Below are 17,608 nucleotides of genomic sequence, written 5' to 3' on the forward strand. Positions count from 1 at the left end.
TATAGCGTAATGTAGCATACGGCGTGTTTTTGCCGTAATATTAACAAAGGACAATAACCGTGAGCGGAGCGATCTGCCCACAACAACTGATCAACATAATGCGTGTTTATTTAGACAATGCGGCCACTACGCCGCTTGACCCGGAGGTATTAAAGGAAATGTACAAGGTGATGGAAGGCCATTTTGGCAACCCATCGTCAATACACGCGCATGGCCGCGAGGCACGCACATTAATTGAGCGCGCGCGTAAAACTATCGCGGGTTTGCTGCATACATCGCCTGCCGAAATATTTTTTACCAGCGGCGGTACCGAGGCTGACAACACGGCCATTAAATGTGGTATTGTTGATCATGGATTAAAACACGCCATCACCAGCAGGCTGGAGCACCATGCTGTGCTGCATACCCTGGAGGCGATGGAAAAAACCGGCATCATTAAGCTAAGTTTTGTTGATACCGACCACAAGGGCAATATTGACTATGCCCATCTCGAAAAATTATTACAGGAGAACGATCGCAGCTTTGTATCGTTAATGCATGCTAATAACGAGATTGGTACCCTAACGGATATTGAACGCGTAGGCGACCTGTGCGAGCAGTATGATGCCCTATTCCATAGTGATACAGTGCAGACGATGGGCCACTTCGCGCACGATCTGGGTAAGCTAAAAGTGCACTTCCTGGTATGTTCGGCGCATAAGCTGCACGGGCCAAAGGGTGTGGGCTTTTTGCACATCAACCATCGTATTAAAATAAAACCTATGATACACGGCGGTTCTCAGGAGCGCAATATGCGCGGCGGTACCGAAAACGTGTACGGCATTGCCGGTTTGGCCAAGGCACTTGAAATGGCCTATGCCGAAATGGCGGAACATCAGGCGCATATACAAGGCCTTAAGAGCTACATGATAGAGCAACTAAAGGCCGAGATACCGGGCATAAGCTTTAATGGCGAAACCGATGCCGACAAGAGTTTATACACCGTACTCAACGTATCATTCCCCGAAATGGATATGGCCGATATGCTGCTGTTCAATTTGGATATAGCCGGTATTTCGGCATCGGGCGGCAGCGCTTGCAGCTCGGGTACCGATATTGGTTCGCACGTACTTACCGCAATCGGCGCAAACCCTTCGCGCGCGTCGGTAAGGTTCTCTTTCTCTAAATACAGCACCAAGGAGGAGGTTGATTTTACCGTAGCAAAACTGAAAGATGTTTGCCTGGTAAAGGCGTAATTATTGTTATTAACAATCCTTAATAGAATATTGGCTAACGGCCGGTTGATTTCTTAAATAAAGAAAACAATCGGCCGTTTGTGTAGGTTTATTAATTAGTAATTAAAATTGATAACCTATGACAACGATAAATGATATGGCCTGGGATGATCGCAGCGATCAGCTTAGGCAGGAACGCGAAACCACTTATGCCAATAATAATTATCAAACCCCGGGCGATGCAATTGATCCGGATGAGGATGATCTGGATGAGGAAGATGAACTCCTGTACGAAGACGAAGATGAATTAGATAATGATACCGAGCTGGAGGAGGTAGAGGTTGATAATACCGATCCGTTATACGATGAAGATGAGGACGACGACGATGACGACCTTACCGCCAATTATACCAACACCCTGAGCGATGATGCCGCCTTTGACCGTGAGTATGACGCAAACGAGGGAAATGGTGTGGACGAGGATAAGGATTTTGAAGCCCACCTGGCTCCCGAATCAGTAGACCCTGACCCGAACGAGATACCTGAAAAAGAGGAATCAGAACAGGAGGGTTCGGGTTATAAACCAACACGTGAATACAACCAGCCGCAGGAGGGTAATGACACCTCGTACACCGAGCAAACAGGTGTAACCCCACCCAAACCGCAGGAGATCCCACCCGAGGGGCCAGCCAAATCAGACTTCGAGGCCGGTAAGTAAATTTATCCAAGCCAGGAGTCTTAATACAGAGAATTATAGATGATAAAAGGAGAGCCGGTTACATATAACCGGCTCTCCTTTTTTACTTTGATTTCTGCTGATCGCTGATGGTTATTTTTTCAACCTTGTGCGCGTATCGCCCATCAAGGGTTGTGCCCTCAATAATCAGGGTATAGGTGGCCGGTTTGGCCGCAGCGAAAAAGGAGAAGTTAGCCTTACCCTTATCATCCGTTATTATGTTGGGTTCCCAATGTATGGTTGATCGGTAATCGATCACATTTACATTGTTTGATGCTTTATACCTGGGTTTATAAAAATCTCTGGCAAGATAAACCGGTATCGGTCTGTAAACGTATGCCTTACCATAGTCTGATGGCAATATAGGGCCTGATCCGGATCTGCTTTTTATTAACAGATTAGCACGCACGCGTTTATCTGCATCATCAAAATAGTGAGTCATAACTATTTGCTTTAGTTCGGTAATGCTTACTTGCATGTATAACTTTCTGTTATTAAAACTACTATTCGACCCGCCCCCTGCAGGACTAAACATATCTACACTCCGGCCATCAACAAGTATATTTTTTATGATTGTACCATTCATCATAAATTGATCTCCACCGCCTGATAGCATAACGTTAAAGCCTTTTACGTTTTGCTTCAAATAGTCAAACAGTGTTACCCGGCCTCCCTTTATCAGGTCTTTTTCTGTGATGTTAGCATCGTATGAATATAGATCCTCGCCATAAATTCCTTTTACACCTACCGGCTTTCGGCCTTTTATTTCAACAGTATTTAACACACGTCCTTTAATGTTACCTAAGTCGTTTTTTTGTACCCGTTGTTTTTCGGCAAAATTGGCGGTAAGGTAACTTATCAATGAAGCATCATCTCGCGCGAACCAGGGCATAGGCCGTGGCATAATTGTACTCGCTGGTATAGCTGCCGGTTTAAATTCATTAACAATTATTTCGGCAATGGATGATTTTCCTTTCTGTGTATGTGCCCTAAATGTATAAGCTACGGAATCACTAAAAGGCAGGTTTTTAAAAACAAATTCACCGCGATCATTGCTTATGGTATCCATTAAATAAATATCACGGCCACTGGCAAAAAGTGTTATTTTAAGGTTTTTGCCTGCCCTGTCCATAAAGCCTTTAAGCTTGCCCGAGATATTATTAGCGCTATCAGCCTCAAATTTTGGGGCAATATTTGTTTTCGTAAGCGCATCTTCTATGTAATTGCATGTCCACCCCTGGGTAAGCATCAGGCAGTCGAGCGCTTTGGCGTTGTAATGTTCAAAATACCATCCGGGTTCCTCAATATTTCCTTTTAATTCAGATGTAAGCAGCATTTGGCTCACCATATTATTGCTATACTGATCGTGCTTTATTTTTTCATCATCAGTAACAGCTATTGAAATGTTGGAGAGCAATGGTGTATCGTCACTGCCGTTAACTTGAATTTGTATAGCAATGCTATCTAAAGGAGCATAAAGCTTTTGGTTAGTGTTAATATCAAGCTTTATACTATCGCTACTATTAATAAATATTTTACGCTGATTAAGTACCTGGTTTTTACTGTTAACCACCGAAAAATTAGTTATACCAGTTAACAGCCCCTTTTTAGGGAGCCTTGCGAACATATAATTGTTGCGAAACTTAACAGGTAAGGCATAATAGGTTTTGCTATTTGAATGTATGATCAGGTTATAATTATTTACGGGCAGGCCTGCACTTCCCTGTGCGCTTACAAATACATATACCGAGTCCGTGCTTTTTAAATTATCTACCCTTAGCGCAATACCTTCGGGTTTAGGCAAGGGGAGTGGTACATCCTTAATTGAGCCACTTGCAAGTTTTATTTTTGCTGTATAGCTTTCATTTATTTGAGGGATAAGCGCAAAGCTACCCATGCCTTTATGTGTTGAAGTAAATGTATTTACCTGCTCCCCTTTACTGTTAACTATGGTGCCTGTTACATCAACCCCTAAGCCATTATTGTCAATTGCTTTAAAGGCCACCCGGTTGTAAACACCTCCTAAAATATAACCGCCCTCCGGCAAAAACTGAATATCAATATCATCAGTATTATCAGGCAGCGGAAATTTGAGCATTTGGCCGGTATTATCTCTATCCTTCACCAAAATGTCGAGTTGATTTCTGTCGATCTTATCGGATAGCGTAAAATCCATAGCAATTATGCCTTCGGGGGAGGTTATAGCGGGGTATTTGTACACGGTTTTACTGCCATTTAAAACAAGGACATCAACCTCTTTTCCGGTTATGGGTTTTTGTTGTAGCGAGGTTAGTTTTAAGGCTAATTTAGTATTAATGCCTTTTTGCATAGTAGTATTGGTGTGTTGCTCGCCCACAAGCCAATCGTTATTATTTAACGCACCTGCTATATAAATTTGCTGGTGGTAATAATGGTCTTCCCCAAAATTCTGCATCCAGTTTGTGTAGGCTCTTATGGTATAGTTGCCATCTTTAATATTTTCAGCATTCAGTTTAATATCGCCCATGCCTATGCCTCCGTTAAGTGGTATGGCCAGCCTCTCGACTACCTTGCTGCTATCACCAATCAACTCAAAATATACCTTGCCATTTAGTAATGACAGCTGGTTGGTTGCCGCGTTTGATACATATATTTTAAACCAAGCGGTGTCGCCAACGGCATAATAGGGTTTATCAAGGTGCACAAATATCTTTTCAACCGGCATTAGCTTATTGTAGAGGTCGGTTTTAGCTATTAACTTTTTTAGTGCAGAGGTATCGCCATTAACCTGGGCAATGGCTGGCTTGTGTGCAAATAATAATAGGATACAAAGCGTTAATAGTTGTAGTAAGGTTATAGGTTGTTTAGTTTTCATTCGATACATCGATTAATGCTAATATAACAAAAACCAAACTTTTTCATATTTTTGCCCAAATCTATCCCAGCGATGCTAAATCTAACACTGCTCGACGGTCAGAAATTTCAGATAACAATACAGCGCTTGTGTCGTCAGTTGATCGAGAATCATAATGATTTTTCAAACACCGTACTTATTGGCATACAACCACGTGGCATATTTTTAGCCAAACGTGTAGCCGAAGAACTCCGCAAAATATTACCTAACGATACCATTTTACAGGGCGACCTGGACATTACTTTCTATCGCGATGATTTTCGTCGCCGCGAGAGTCCGCTGGTGCCCAACCAAACCCGTATCGATTTTATTATTGAAGGTAAAAAGGTGGTAATGATGGATGATGTACTGTGGACAGGCCGTACCATACGCGCCGCCATGGATGCCATGCTGGCCTTTGGTCGCCCCGAAAAGGTGGAGCTGCTTACATTGGTTGATCGCCGTTACTCAAGACATATACCGGTGGCTGCCGACTATGTGGGTATCGAGGTTGATTCTATCGCCTCGCAACGCGTGGTAGTAAGCTGGAAGGAAACCGATGGAGAGGATAAGATAGAATTACTGAGCGAGGTAAAGTAATTACCCGGTAACGTAGTTCAAGTGTATATAAAAGAGTATTTAAAATAAAAATTCGAAATCGAACACCCGAAATTCGAAATCAACATAACATGGCAGGATTAAGCACAAGGCACCTTTTAGGCATTAAGGATCTGAATCAGGCAGATATAGAACTCATTTTACAAACCGCCGATACTTTTAAAGCGGTACTGAACAGGCCGATAAAAAAAGTGCCCTCGCTTAGGGATGTTACCATTGCCAACATATTTTTTGAGAATTCGACCCGTACCCGTTTATCGTTCGAACTGGCGGAGAAGCGCCTTTCGGCAGATGTGGTAAACTTCGCGGCGTCATCGTCATCGGTAAGTAAAGGTGAAACCCTGATTGATACCGTGAACAACATATTAGCCATGAAGGTTGATATGGTGGTGATGCGCCACCCTTATGCAGGTGCGGGTATATTCCTGTCAAAACACGTTAATGCCCAGATTGTGAACGCCGGAGATGGCGCGCATGAGCACCCTACACAAGCCCTGCTGGATGCCTATTCCATCCGCGAAAAGTATGGTGATGTTGCCGGTAAAAAGGTGGTGATAGTAGGCGACATACTGCACTCGCGTGTAGCGCTATCAAATATATTATGCCTTAAGCAATTAGGCGCCGAGGTAATGGTGTGTGGCCCAACTACATTGATACCTAAATACATTGGTACACTGGGTGTAAAGGTAGAACATAACCTCATCAAAGCCCTAAACTGGTGCGACGTAGCCAACATGCTGCGCATACAGCTGGAAAGGCAGGATATTAAATATTTTCCTTCTATACGGGAGTACACCATGTTATATGGTTTGAACAAGCAAATTCTCGACAATCTCGACAAAGAGATCATGGTGATGCACCCAGGCCCCATAAACCGCGGCGTTGAAATAACCAGCGACGTAGCCGACAGCAAACAATCCGTAATCCTCGACCAGGTAGAGAATGGTGTTGCCATACGTATGGCGGTGCTTTATTTATTGGCAGGGCAGGCAGGATAAGGCCTCACCTCAGCCCTCTCCTGGAGGAGAGGAGGTTGAAAAATAAGCTAATACTTTTTGTCATCAGTTGTTGTCATTTCGAACGAGGAACGAGGAGAAATCTCTCGCCTGGCTATCGAACGCGTGCAGATTTTTCGCTGGCGCATCGAAATGACAAGCGGGATAATGCAATATAAAAATCACGTCACTGCGAGGTAAGAAGCAATCTCTTTAGGATATTCTCCTATGGACAAGTCGCTCGAGGATTGCTCCGTATCTTAAAGCAATGACGCGACTTTTTATAGTGCATTTATAGACCCCCTCTCCTTCAGGAGAGGGCTGGGGTGAGGCCTTACTCCCCCTTACCCGATAAAGCTTCCAAATGGCGCTCTAAACTATATTCATCAGGGTAAAGCACATCACGCGCCTTACTTCCCTCAAACGGACCAACTATGCCTGCCGCTTCCAGCTGATCAATGATGCGGCCGGCGCGGTTGTAGCCCAGCTTAAGTTTACGCTGTATGAGCGAGGTTGAACCTTGCTGATGCAGTACTATCAAACGGGCGGCATCTTCAAACATTGGGTCGCGATCGTCAGGGTCAAAATCTTTTGCACCGCCGCTTTCTTCGCCGTCGCCAACGTATTCAGGCAGCATGTGCGCTGTTGGGTATCCCCGCTGATCGCCTATGTATGATGATATCTTCTCTACCTCCGGCGTATCCACAAAGGCACATTGCAAACGTATCAGATCACTGCCGGTTGACAGCAACATATCACCACGACCGATCAGCTGATCGGCACCGCCAGCGTCGAGAATGGTACGTGAATCTATCTTTGACAATACCCTGAACGCCAGCCTGGCTGGGAAGTTGGCCTTAATGGTACCCGTAATAATATTAACTGATGGCCTTTGCGTAGCAATTACCAGGTGAATACCCACCGCACGGGCCAGCTGCGCCAAACGGGCAATTGGCATCTCCACCTCTTTACCGGCGGTCATCATCAGGTCGGCAAATTCGTCGACTATCAGTACAATGAACGGCAAGAAACGGTGTTTCTCCGGGTTAGGTATTTTACGGTTGATGAATTTGGCGTTGTACTCCTTCAGGTTACGTACCTGCGCATCCTTTAACAGATCATACCGCTGATCCATCTCGATACATAACGAATTAAGGGTGTTAATTACCTTTTTAGTATCAGTGATGATAGCATCAGCCTCATCGGGCAACTTAGCTAAAAAGTGGCGCTCAATTCTGCGGAACAGGGTTAACTCCACCTTTTTAGGATCGACCAATACAAACTTCAATTCAGCCGGGTGACGCTTGTACAACAGCGATACCAAAATAGCGTTGATACCCACTGATTTACCCTGACCGGTAGCACCCGCCACCAGTAAGTGGGGCATCTTGGCCAAATCGGCAATAAATACTTCGTTTGATATGGTTTTGCCCAGCGCGATAGGCAGATCCATGGTAGTATTCTGGAACTTTTCGGTTGCCAGTACCGAGCGCATTGACACCATTTCGGGATGCTGATTAGGCACCTCGATACCGATGGTACCCTTGCCCGGCATTGGGGCAATAATACGTATACCCAAGGCGGCAAGGCTCAGCGCAATATCATCCTCCAGATTCTTGATCTTGGAGATACGCACACCCGGCGCCGGGATTATCTCGTACAGTGTAACCGTTGGGCCAATGGTCGCCTTTATTTTATCGATCTCAATATTGTAATGATTGAGTGTTTCAACGATCTTGTTTTTGTTGGCCTCTAACTCCTCGGCATTAACAGCGATCTTGTTGGTGCCATAGTTTTCCAGCAACTCAAGCGGCGGGTATTTATAGCTCGCCAGATCAAGCGTTGGGTCGAACGTACCGAATTGTTCAACCAGGTCATTCGCTTTATCCGAATCACTTTTTTCGATATTGAGAATAGCCGTTGGTCGTTCGGTTTCAACGGTAAGCGGTATTTCTTCTTCCTCCTCCGGCTCATGTATCACGCGCTCGTTCACTACCGGGTCGGGCGTAAGTACTACGGGTTCATGAAAAACGGGCACTTCCTGTACTACAGGCTGTGGTTTTACAGGTTCGGTTTTTGGCACATTAGCAGCCAGTTTATCGCGCAGGGTACCGTGGGCATTGGCGCGTGGCCATTCAACCGGCTCTGATAGTTCTTCATCTATCAGGTCAACAGGCTCAGGTACTACATCGGGCACCGCTTCCGGTTTTACTTTTTCCTTGCGTTCAGGTAGTTTAAAGTCGATGTTATAGGCAATGATCAGTACCGTAAAGGCAGCGAACACCAGCAAGCCCAAAACACCGGTTTGGCCTATTTGCGCTTCCAGCAAACGGTTACTCCAAAAGCCAAACTGACCTTCTAAAAAATGCGGAGTATCTTTGATAAACGAATGAAAAAAACCAAAAGCGATAGAAAGGAATACAATGCTGAACAGCGTATAAGCCAGCATTTTGCTCATGGCAAATAACCTCACCTTGAACAGCATCCTGTAACCCATCACAAAAAACACAAACACGAACAGAAACGATGCCACGCCGAACCATTCAAAAATGAATTGATTGGCCAGCAGAGCGCCGAATTTACCCAGCCAGTTATCAACCACCGGGTCTATGTTTTTCAGGGCGAGTTCCTGTGTGGTTTTAAACAGGTTATCCCAGCCACCGTTAGCTTTTGATACATAGCTTTGATCCTCTTGCCAGGTAAAAAGGTACGAGGTAAAGGCTGTTAAAAAAAATATGGATAGGATAAGAAAGAACAGGCCAACAACCTTGATCAGGCGACCGTCCTTCAAATCAAACGTGGGCAAATTTTCGGGCTTAACCTTAAAAACCCTGCCTTTTTCGGGCTTACCACCTGTAGTACGGGGCTTGTTCTCGTCCCTTATAGTATTTGTTTTAAACTGATTTCCTCTTGGCGGCATCCTGCAATATCTCTAATAATCTTCAAATATAAAGTTAATTAGTTAACAACTAATTTGACGGTAGTTTTTTAAAAATTGTATTCGGGCAATAACAATTTGCTAATAACATATTTGTTTTGCTAACTTGGTATTATCTACCATACATGAAAAAAACAGACGTACTTGTAATAGGTGCCGGAGCCTCGGGCTTAATGGCTGCCTATAATTTAACCCGTGCCGGTAAAACCGTTACCATATTAGAAGCCCGTAACCGTATCGGCGGGCGCATACATACCATAACCAACGAATTATTTTTTCAGCAAGCCGAATTGGGTGCCGAGTTTGTACATGGCAATTTGCCAGTAACCCTGCAACTGCTTAACGAAGCCGGAATTAAATACGAGCATGCGGGCTTTGAGATGTGGCAGTATGATAACGGCCGGTTTACACAAAACGGTGAGTTTATTGAAGGTTGGGATGAGCTGATCGAGAAACTTAGTGAGCTAACTACCGATATGCCTATCACCGAGTTTTTAGATACTTATTTTGCCGATGAACGCTATGCTCCCCTGCGTAAAAGCGCCATCCGCTTTGTATCGGGCTATGATACGGCTATACCTGCCAAAGCCAGTGCCAAGGCATTAGGCAACGAGTGGCAAAACGAGGACGACGAACATCAATACCGCCTTACACATGGTTATTGTGGCATGATAAAATACCTGGCCGATACCTGTAAATCGGTAGGCAACCAAATAGTTTTAGGGTCGATAGTAAAGAATATCCATTGGGAAAAAGGCCGGGTTACCGCCACCACTGCCGATGGTATTGTCTACACTGCCGACAAAGCCGTGATTGCCTTACCTTTAGGCGTATTACAGGCGAAAGATAATGCCCAAAGCGCCATTACTTTTACCCCTGAAATACCCGAGCAACTAAACGCCATAAAGCAAATAGGTTTCGGGGCGATAATAAAAGTATTACTGGAATTCGATCATGCTTTTTGGCATGATGATGCCATAACTAAACTCGTCGGCGCCGAACTGAAAAACATGGGCTTTCTGCTCAGCAGCGAAGCTGTACCCACCTGGTGGACTCAGTCGCCATACGATACCCCGATACTTACCGGCTGGCTTGGTGGCCCCGCCGCTTTTGACAGAAAGGACACCAGCAATGAGGATATGCTGCAACTGGCATTGACATCGCTTAGTCGTATATTTAAGATAGCGCCCGATATATTGAAAAGCAAGCTGATAGCCTGGAACATTGCCAACTGGACCGCAGATCCGTTCACTCTCGGTTCCTACGCTTATGATACTGTTGATAGCGCCGAGGCTCGTCAAATTTTGTTTAAACCGATTGATCATACCCTTTTCTTTTGTGGCGAATACCTATACGATGGTCCTAAAATGGGAACTGTTGAAGCAGCGCTGAGTAGTGGTAAAAAGGTTGCGAGGTTGATTGTTGGAGAGTGATAATCTCAACTGTCATTTAGCAATGGCGAGAAATGCTTAGAATTTAGGATGGGTTATAAACGCAGACAGATTTCTTGCTATCCCTCGAAATGACAAGGATGGCAAATAGGTAAATAAAAACCCTCGTCATTGTGAGGTACGAAGCAATCCCCGAGCGACTTTCTTAAGGGAATATCCTAAAGAGATTGCTTCTTACCTCGCAATGACGTTTTTGGTGAATTCTTTTTTACTCAGCTACCTGCTGACCTATCTGCAATATATAACCATTATTATCGTAAATGGCGAATTCGCGCATGCCCCAATCAAAGGTTTCAATGGGGTAGCAAATGTTGACTTTGTCCTTAACGGCCAGCCAAAAGGCCTCCACATCATCAGTATTTAAATAGAACGAACCTGTAAAGCCAATTTTGGCGTAGAGTACATGCTCGTTAGGTTTAGCCAGCATAATTTCTACCTCATCGCGATAGAGCGAGGCCCAGCCCCAATCATCATTACGTTCACTCACGATAAAGCCAAGCATATCCACATAAAAGCTGATGGTTTCATCAAACTTTTCTGTCCACAATATGGGGCGCAGGGAGGTGAGTTTCATGGTTTATCTTGCTGATCTTGCTTTTTTATTGTTATTATATTCTTTTAAAGCTTTCAGGTATTTTTTTCTGGTGAAGTAATCCATTGCGTACCTGTCTTTAGATATTAACAGTTTTAAATTATCAGGAGTGAATGCTATAATAGGCATGTTTTCGCCATTCTGAATACCAATAATTGTCGACTCATCATATCTGTCAGATGTTCCTGCAAAATGAGAATAGGCATTTATCGGGCCATTAATAACTTTAAACATCCAGCAGCTATCTTTAGCAATGCCATACACAGGAGGGACACCATATTCTACAACCCGTGAAATACTTATAGTTTGATCAGGGTATATCTTTTGTATGCGGTTTGGGTCTGATTTAGGAGCTTTCTTATCCACAAACTCTATATAGAATTTACGTGATGCCGAATCCTGATATATTTTTGATTTAATTTTTTGCGTTGAACCATCCGTAGAAGTTACGGTATATTCAAATTTAGCATTGTTGTTAACATAGTACAAACCTACACCCGGAGTAAAATATGTGTTTTGTGCAGACGAAACTTCAAAAGATAATAACCCAATAACCAGCAGAGGCAATAGTTTAAAATGTGATATCATTTAGGTGCGTATTTTTCTGCTAAAATAATGCAAAAAATACACACCTGTAAATATCTTATTTAAAACTTTTTAGTCGATGCTTTTGCCTTTCATGGCGTGGCTAATGGCCTGGTCCATCAGGCGTTCGGCAAATGGACGGGTAAACTCGTTAAGCTGGTCAATATGTTTGTGGATGATGTCTTTATCACCACTTTCTAAGGCCTGTTTAAGTGCCGCGACATGCTCGTTGGTTTGCGCAGTTTCTTCGGCCGTTACTGATGTGCCGTGTTTTTGCAAAAAGCGCTCAACGGTATATATCATCTGCTCGCCTTCGGTACGTGCTTCTATCACCATGCGTTGGCTTACATCATCCTTAGCGTGGGTAATGCTGTCCATCAGCATCTGTTCTACCTGGTCATCGGTAATGCCATAGGTTGGTTTTACCTCAACCTCCTGCTTAACACCCGAACGCAGCTCAATAGCCTGTACTTTTAAGATACCATCGGCGTTCAGCAAAAAGTTAATATCAATTTTCGGGAAACCCGTCGGCATGGCCGGGATGCCTTTAAGGTTAAATTCGGCCAGCTTACGGTTCTCTTTCACCAGGTCGCGTTCGCCCTGGTAAACGGCTACCTTCATGTTCACTTGTCCGTCAATTGAGGTGGTGTACTGTCTGCCCGCCTTAGTAGGTACCTTGGCATTACGTGGAATAATCACATCCATCAAACCGCCCATGGTTTCAATACCCAACGATAACGGTGTAACATCAAGCAATAAAATATCCTTACGGTTACCGGCCATAATATCGGCCTGTATGGCGGCGCCAAGGGCAACCACTTCATCAGGGTTAACCTCATCATGCACCGGGCGGCCGAAAAACTCGGCCACCATTTGTTTAACCAGCGCCGTGCGGGTTGATCCGCCTACCATTACCACCTCGTCAATCTGCTTAACATCCAGTTTGGCATCCTTAAGTGCGTTTTGGCAGCAGGTAATGGTTTGCTGTACCTTAGGCAATATCAGTTGCTCAAAGGTTTGCTTATCAAGCGTGCACCATATATCGCCAAGTTGCTCATTAAATATACTTTGGTGGGCGAACGATTTTTTAGCTTCCTCAGCCTTTAAGCGTAACTGTTGCGATAGCTCACGGTTTTCGGCAAGCTGTGCCTTATCAAGGTTGTTCTTCTCTAACCAATAATCTATGATGATACGGTCAAAATCATCACCGCCTAAAAAGGTATCGCCATTGGTGGCCAACACCTCAAAAATGCCGTTCTGTATTTGCAGTATTGATACATCAAAGGTACCACCACCCAAATCGTACACGGCAATGGTTTTGGTTTCTTCCGGGTCGAGGCCTATGCCGTAGGCCAGGCTGGCGGCAGTTGGCTCGTTCACAATACGCAGTACATCTAACCCGGCAAGTTTACCGGCATCGCGTGTGGCCTGGCGCTGCGAATCATTAAAATACGCCGGTACAGTAATAACCGCGCGGTTAACCGGGGTTTTAAGGGCATGCTCGGCACGCTCTTTCAACTCCTTTAATATCAGTGCCGATAGGTCTATCGGTGTGTAGAATTTATCGCCAACCTTTATCTTAACCAGGCTTTCGGTATTATCATCAATAACCTTGTACGAGAAAAAGTCCTTATAATTTTCAATATCGTGGTACGAGCGGCCTAACAAGCGCTTAACCGAAAATATAGTATTCTGCGGATCGGTAACCAAGTAGTTTTTGGCATCGTTACCTACGGTTATGTCGCCGGTTTGGCCAAAGTGCACCACCGAGGGTACCAGTACACCCTTACCGGCATCATTGATCACCTGCGCGTTCTTATCAGCATTAATAAAGGCCACCAGCGAGTTGGTAGTACCCAGATCAATACCTACAATAATTTCTTCCTTTTGTAATGAGCCTGTTGCCAGGTTTATAGAAACTTTAGCCATAACAGGGCAAATGTAGCAAGATTTAACAGGCCGAATGTCTTTTTAATCTCTAATTCTGATTTTCAATTACATATTTTTCATATTTTTATGACCCCGATTATTTACTACGAATGGGCAGGCATTTAATGAGTTACACAGGCCGTTTTATAAAAAGAAATCTGCCCGCGGTATTTTTAGCACTTTTTTTATTAGCCGATAATGCGGCCGATGCGCAAACTTTTGGGGGTAATCCTCCATCGTTAAAATGGCAGCAATTCAATACTCCGGCAGCCAGGGTAATATTCCCCGCCGGGATGGATAGCACCGGGATGCGTATAACCGTGCTCATCAATCGCATAAACAACGTAGTAAAACCCACTATCGGCGTAAAGCAAAAACAGGTAAACATTTTACTGCAAAACCAAACTACCGAGAGTAATGGCTATGTTGGTTTGGCGCCCTTTCGCAGCGAGTTTTACCTAACCCCGCAGCAAAACAGCTTTGAGCTGGGCAGCATACCGTGGACGGATATGCTGGCCGTGCACGAGTTCAGGCATGTGCAGCAGTACAATAACTTTAACGTAGGTGTTTCGCGCTTGCTGAAGATATTATTTGGCGAGGGCGGGCAAGCTTTAGGCAATACATTAAGTGTACCCAACTGGTTTTTTGAGGGCGATGCCGTATATAACGAAACGCTGGTAAGCGGGCAGGGCAGGGGCAGGTTACCTTATTTTTATAACGGTTTCAGAGGCCTGTGGGCTGCCGGTAAGGATTACAGCTGGATGAAGCTGCGTAACGGATCGTACCGCGATTATGTGCCTAACCATTACCCGTTGGGCTATATGATGGTAGCTTACGGTCGTGAAAAATATGGCGATGATTTTTGGCGCGATGTTACGCATGATGCCGCCGCGTTCAATAGCCTGTTTTATCCGTTTCAAAGTAGCTTTAAAAATCACTCGGGGGTAAGGTTCAGTACCTTCCGTAATGAGGCTTTCGCGAGTTTCAAGCAGCAGTTTAATGATGCCGCGCCGCAAAAGCAGATCAAACATTTTGTAGCCGATGAGGAGTTTCCGGCTTTTGTGAACGATAGCACCGTCATTTACCTTAAAAGCCCTTATAACCATATAGCCCGTTTTGTTATACGCACCGGCGACAAAGAGAAAAAGATAACTACACGAGCCATATCGCAAGACAGGTATTTTGATTATAACGATGGAAAGATCATATACTCCGCCTACCGCCGCGATTTGCGCTGGGGCTACCGCAATTACCATGAGTTACGGGTGGTTGATGTAAATACCGGGCACGAACGTACCCTCACCAGCAAAACCAAATACTTTTCACCAGCATTTAGTGCCGATGGTAAGCGCATAGTAGCCGTCCAGGTAAACCCTGATGGCAAGGCCGCACTGCACGTATTGGATGCTCAAACCGGCAAGCTGATATCGGCATTGCCTGATGGCGGGCAGCTGTTTTACACTTACCCTAAGTTTTATGGCGATGATGTGCTGTCGGCTGTGCGTAACACGAAAGGCGACATGGGTATCATTCGCATAAACACAACTACCGGCCAGCAGGATGTAGCGTTGCCGTTTGCTAACAGACCTGTAGGCTATTTAACCGTTAAGCAGGATACGGTTTACTTTACCGCCACATCGGGCATTAATGATGAATTGTTCGCCTTGTCGGTTAAGGATAAAAAACTGTTCAAGCTAAAAAGCGGTGTAAACACTATTGGTAATTATCAGCCCGCTGTATCAAACAATAAACTCGCCTGGGTTGGCTTTACGGCAGGCGGTTACCAGGTAACACAGGTTAATAAAATTGATGTAAAATGGGAGGCTGTATCAACTGCTGATCAATCCGCAAGTCTGTCAGAATTTGGTGTTTCATCGCTGGATAAAAACGTTGCCTCAAATATGATACATAGGGTAGAGGACACCGTTTACAATTACCAGCCAACTAAATACAAAAAAGGATATAACCTGTTCAATTTCCATAGTTTGATACCCGAGATAAGTGACCCGGATTACCGCCTGTCCATACTCGGGCAAAACGTACTGAATACGTTTGAATCTGAATTCTACTTTAATTATAATCGTAACGAGGGCTATAAGCAGGCGGGTTTTAATGCTACCTATGGCGCGCTGTTCCCTTATCTATCCGCCGGTGCCGACTATATTTTTGAGCGCCGCCGCCTGTACCGTGGCAACGATGTGTACTGGAACGAGTTTAATATACATGGCGGTGTACAGCTGCCATTCAATTTTACCCGTGGCAAAAACATAACCGGCCTGAGTTTAGGCAGTGATTTTTATTATGCCCAAACCAACTACCATAACGAGTACACGGTGTTTAACAGACACTTTACTTATCTTAATAACTACCTGTCGTTCTCAACCCGTGTGCAGCAGGCCCGGCAGCATATTAATCCAAGGTGGGGGCAAACTTTGCTATTTATTTATAAAAATGGGGTGAGTGTGTCGGCTAATCAATACCTGGCATCGGGTACATTCTATTTACCGGGCTTGTGGCCAAACCACAGTTTGGTTATCAATGCCGCGCATCAGCAACACGGGCAAAACAACGCGGTAAGCTTCTCTAACAACTTCCCGTTCTCAAAAGGTTACTCGGTTGAGAATTTGTATAAGATGGATAAGCTGGGCGCAAACTATCACTTCCCGATAGCTTACCCGGATGCAGGGATGGCCAATACTATTTACCTGATGCGTATTCGTGGCAACGCGTTTTATGAGTATACCCGCGGCTCTGATTTTTATGCTTCGGGCAATATATTCAAGGCCAATTTCAGGAGCGTGGGCGGAGCGGTATTTTTTGATACCAAGTTCTTTAACGAAACAGCCATCTCATTCGGTGTAAGATACAGCCGACTGCTTGACCCGGATGTATTCGGCGGCACCGGTCGCGATAGGTTTGAGATAGTACTGCCGGTAAGTATCTTTTAAAGATACAACTGCACCATTTGTCGCCAGTAACGGGCCTTGTGCGCGTAGTTATCCCAAACGTAAAGGTTGTTGGGTATGCCTTTCTCCCAAAGTAGTTGGGTAAACTCGTGGTTATTATCAACAAACGGATCGGTTTCACCAATTGCGAAGATGTATTCTGATGAGCGCAGCTTATCAACTATATCGGTATTGTGTATGTTGCCGATAAATTGCATAGGCGAGTTGTAGTAAATGTTCTCATCACGATAGCCATCAAACAGATCCTTAAAATCGCCGATCAGGCGGGTAAGGTCGTAACGGCCGCTCATACATATCACCTTGTTGAATAACCCCGGATGCTTTAACCCGATGTTAGCCGCATGGAAAGCGCCCATGCTGCAACCCGCCACTTCCATAAAATCGGTATTGTTTTTTTTACGGATAAAGGGCATCACCTCATCAATAATATAACGCTCATACTCCATGTGCCTGATGATGCGCTTCGATGGTTCTACGGCCTGATTATAAAAACTTTCGCTGTCTACACTATCAACACAGTATATCTGCAAATAGCCTTTTTCAAGCTGTTCCCGTAAAACTTCAATTATTCCCCAGTTCTCGTAATCGTAAAACCGGGCCATGCGGGTAGGAAAAAACAGCACTACGCGGCCGCTGTGCCCAAATACCAAAAGCTCCATGTCGCGTTGCAGCATGGTACTATACCATTTATGATATTCCCTGTTCATTTCGG

General features: G+C 44.7%; 12 protein-coding genes. 6 read left to right on the top strand and 6 right to left on the bottom strand.

The annotated features are described in order from the left end of the window. Positions 1 to 98 precede the first annotated feature (98 nt). Positions 99 to 1,235, top strand: coding sequence for a cysteine desulfurase family protein (locus tag IM792_RS14990; protein WP_194102709.1), 1,137 nt, complete (start codon positions 99 to 101; stop codon positions 1,233 to 1,235). A gap of 118 nt (positions 1,236 to 1,353) precedes the next feature. Further along, complete coding sequence (locus IM792_RS14995) at positions 1,354 to 1,932, top strand: hypothetical protein (RefSeq protein ID WP_194102710.1); 579 nt, start codon at positions 1,354 to 1,356, stop codon at positions 1,930 to 1,932. A gap of 82 nt (positions 1,933 to 2,014) precedes the next feature. On the opposite strand, the gene IM792_RS15000 is transcribed toward IM792_RS14995, so the two are convergent. Then, positions 2,015 to 4,804, bottom strand: a complete 2,790-nt coding sequence (locus tag IM792_RS15000; protein ID WP_194102711.1) for a hypothetical protein — start codon at positions 4,802 to 4,804, stop codon at positions 2,015 to 2,017. 72 nt (positions 4,805 to 4,876) lie between these two features. Between IM792_RS15000 and pyrR the strand changes: the two genes are divergently transcribed. Next, a complete protein-coding gene (pyrR, locus tag IM792_RS15005; protein WP_194102712.1) occupies positions 4,877 to 5,422 on the top strand; it encodes a bifunctional pyr operon transcriptional regulator/uracil phosphoribosyltransferase PyrR in 546 nt (181 codons plus the stop codon). Positions 5,423 to 5,511: 89 nt separating this feature from the next. After that, positions 5,512 to 6,438, top strand: a complete 927-nt coding sequence (locus tag IM792_RS15010; protein ID WP_194102713.1) for an aspartate carbamoyltransferase catalytic subunit — start codon at positions 5,512 to 5,514, stop codon at positions 6,436 to 6,438. 331 nt (positions 6,439 to 6,769) lie between these two features. Here IM792_RS15010 and IM792_RS15015 read toward each other — a convergent pair whose 3' ends face one another. Further along, positions 6,770 to 9,355, bottom strand: coding sequence for a DNA translocase FtsK 4TM domain-containing protein (locus IM792_RS15015; protein ID WP_194102714.1), 2,586 nt, complete (start codon positions 9,353 to 9,355; stop codon positions 6,770 to 6,772). Positions 9,356 to 9,498: 143 nt separating this feature from the next. On the opposite strand from IM792_RS15015, the gene IM792_RS15020 reads away from it, so the two are divergent. Then, positions 9,499 to 10,806, top strand: coding sequence for an NAD(P)/FAD-dependent oxidoreductase (locus IM792_RS15020; protein ID WP_194102715.1), 1,308 nt, complete (start codon positions 9,499 to 9,501; stop codon positions 10,804 to 10,806). Positions 10,807 to 11,032: 226 nt separating this feature from the next. On the opposite strand, the gene IM792_RS15025 is transcribed toward IM792_RS15020, so the two are convergent. From IM792_RS15025 to hscA, 3 genes are all read right to left on the bottom strand, one after another. Continuing rightward, on the bottom strand, positions 11,033 to 11,398 hold the full coding sequence (locus tag IM792_RS15025; RefSeq protein WP_194102716.1) for a VOC family protein: 366 nt from the start codon (positions 11,396 to 11,398) through the stop codon (positions 11,033 to 11,035). Positions 11,399 to 11,401: 3 nt separating this feature from the next. Then, the gene (locus IM792_RS15030; RefSeq protein WP_194102717.1) at positions 11,402 to 12,004 is read right to left on the bottom strand and encodes a hypothetical protein; all 603 of its coding nucleotides are present in this window, start codon (positions 12,002 to 12,004) and stop codon (positions 11,402 to 11,404) included. Between the two features lie 69 nt (positions 12,005 to 12,073). Continuing rightward, positions 12,074 to 13,930, bottom strand: coding sequence for a Fe-S protein assembly chaperone HscA (gene hscA / locus IM792_RS15035; RefSeq protein WP_194102718.1), 1,857 nt, complete (start codon positions 13,928 to 13,930; stop codon positions 12,074 to 12,076). 110 nt (positions 13,931 to 14,040) lie between these two features. Here hscA and IM792_RS15040 point away from each other — a divergent pair, with 110 nt between their 5' ends. Beyond that, positions 14,041 to 16,878 carry a hypothetical protein gene (locus IM792_RS15040; RefSeq protein ID WP_194102719.1) on the top strand — a complete coding sequence of 946 codons (2,838 nt, stop codon included), beginning with the start codon at positions 14,041 to 14,043 and terminating at the stop codon, positions 16,876 to 16,878. Here IM792_RS15040 and IM792_RS15045 read toward each other — a convergent pair. Continuing rightward, the gene (locus tag IM792_RS15045; RefSeq protein ID WP_194102720.1) at positions 16,875 to 17,603 is read right to left on the bottom strand and encodes an alpha/beta hydrolase-fold protein; all 729 of its coding nucleotides are present in this window, start codon (positions 17,601 to 17,603) and stop codon (positions 16,875 to 16,877) included. The genes IM792_RS15040 and IM792_RS15045 overlap by 4 nt on opposite strands. Positions 17,604 to 17,608 lie beyond the last annotated feature (5 nt).

It is taken from the genome of Mucilaginibacter sp. JRF, from assembly GCF_015223065.1.
Taxonomy (GTDB): Bacteria; Bacteroidota; Bacteroidia; order Sphingobacteriales; family Sphingobacteriaceae; genus Mucilaginibacter.

What these genes read in the sequence shown, in the direction of transcription:
- pyrR (WP_194102712.1), top strand. Translation starts at nt 4,877, where the DNA reads ATGCTAAATCTAACACTGCTCGACGGTCAGAAATTTCAGATAACAATA.
- IM792_RS14995 (WP_194102710.1), top strand. Translation starts at nt 1,354, where the DNA reads ATGACAACGATAAATGATATGGCCTGGGATGATCGCAGCGATCAGCTT.
- IM792_RS15025 (WP_194102716.1), bottom strand. Translation starts at nt 11,398, where the DNA reads ATGAAACTCACCTCCCTGCGCCCCATATTGTGGACAGAAAAGTTTGAT.
- hscA (WP_194102718.1), bottom strand. Translation starts at nt 13,930, where the DNA reads ATGGCTAAAGTTTCTATAAACCTGGCAACAGGCTCATTACAAAAGGAA.
- IM792_RS15040 (WP_194102719.1), top strand. Translation starts at nt 14,041, where the DNA reads ATGGGCAGGCATTTAATGAGTTACACAGGCCGTTTTATAAAAAGAAAT.
- IM792_RS15020 (WP_194102715.1), top strand. Translation starts at nt 9,499, where the DNA reads ATGAAAAAAACAGACGTACTTGTAATAGGTGCCGGAGCCTCGGGCTTA.
- IM792_RS15010 (WP_194102713.1), top strand. Translation starts at nt 5,512, where the DNA reads ATGGCAGGATTAAGCACAAGGCACCTTTTAGGCATTAAGGATCTGAAT.
- IM792_RS15030 (WP_194102717.1), bottom strand. Translation starts at nt 12,004, where the DNA reads ATGATATCACATTTTAAACTATTGCCTCTGCTGGTTATTGGGTTATTA.
- IM792_RS15015 (WP_194102714.1), bottom strand. Translation starts at nt 9,355, where the DNA reads ATGCCGCCAAGAGGAAATCAGTTTAAAACAAATACTATAAGGGACGAG.
- IM792_RS15000 (WP_194102711.1), bottom strand. Translation starts at nt 4,804, where the DNA reads ATGAAAACTAAACAACCTATAACCTTACTACAACTATTAACGCTTTGT.
- IM792_RS15045 (WP_194102720.1), bottom strand. Translation starts at nt 17,603, where the DNA reads ATGAACAGGGAATATCATAAATGGTATAGTACCATGCTGCAACGCGAC.
- IM792_RS14990 (WP_194102709.1), top strand. Translation starts at nt 99, where the DNA reads ATGCGTGTTTATTTAGACAATGCGGCCACTACGCCGCTTGACCCGGAG.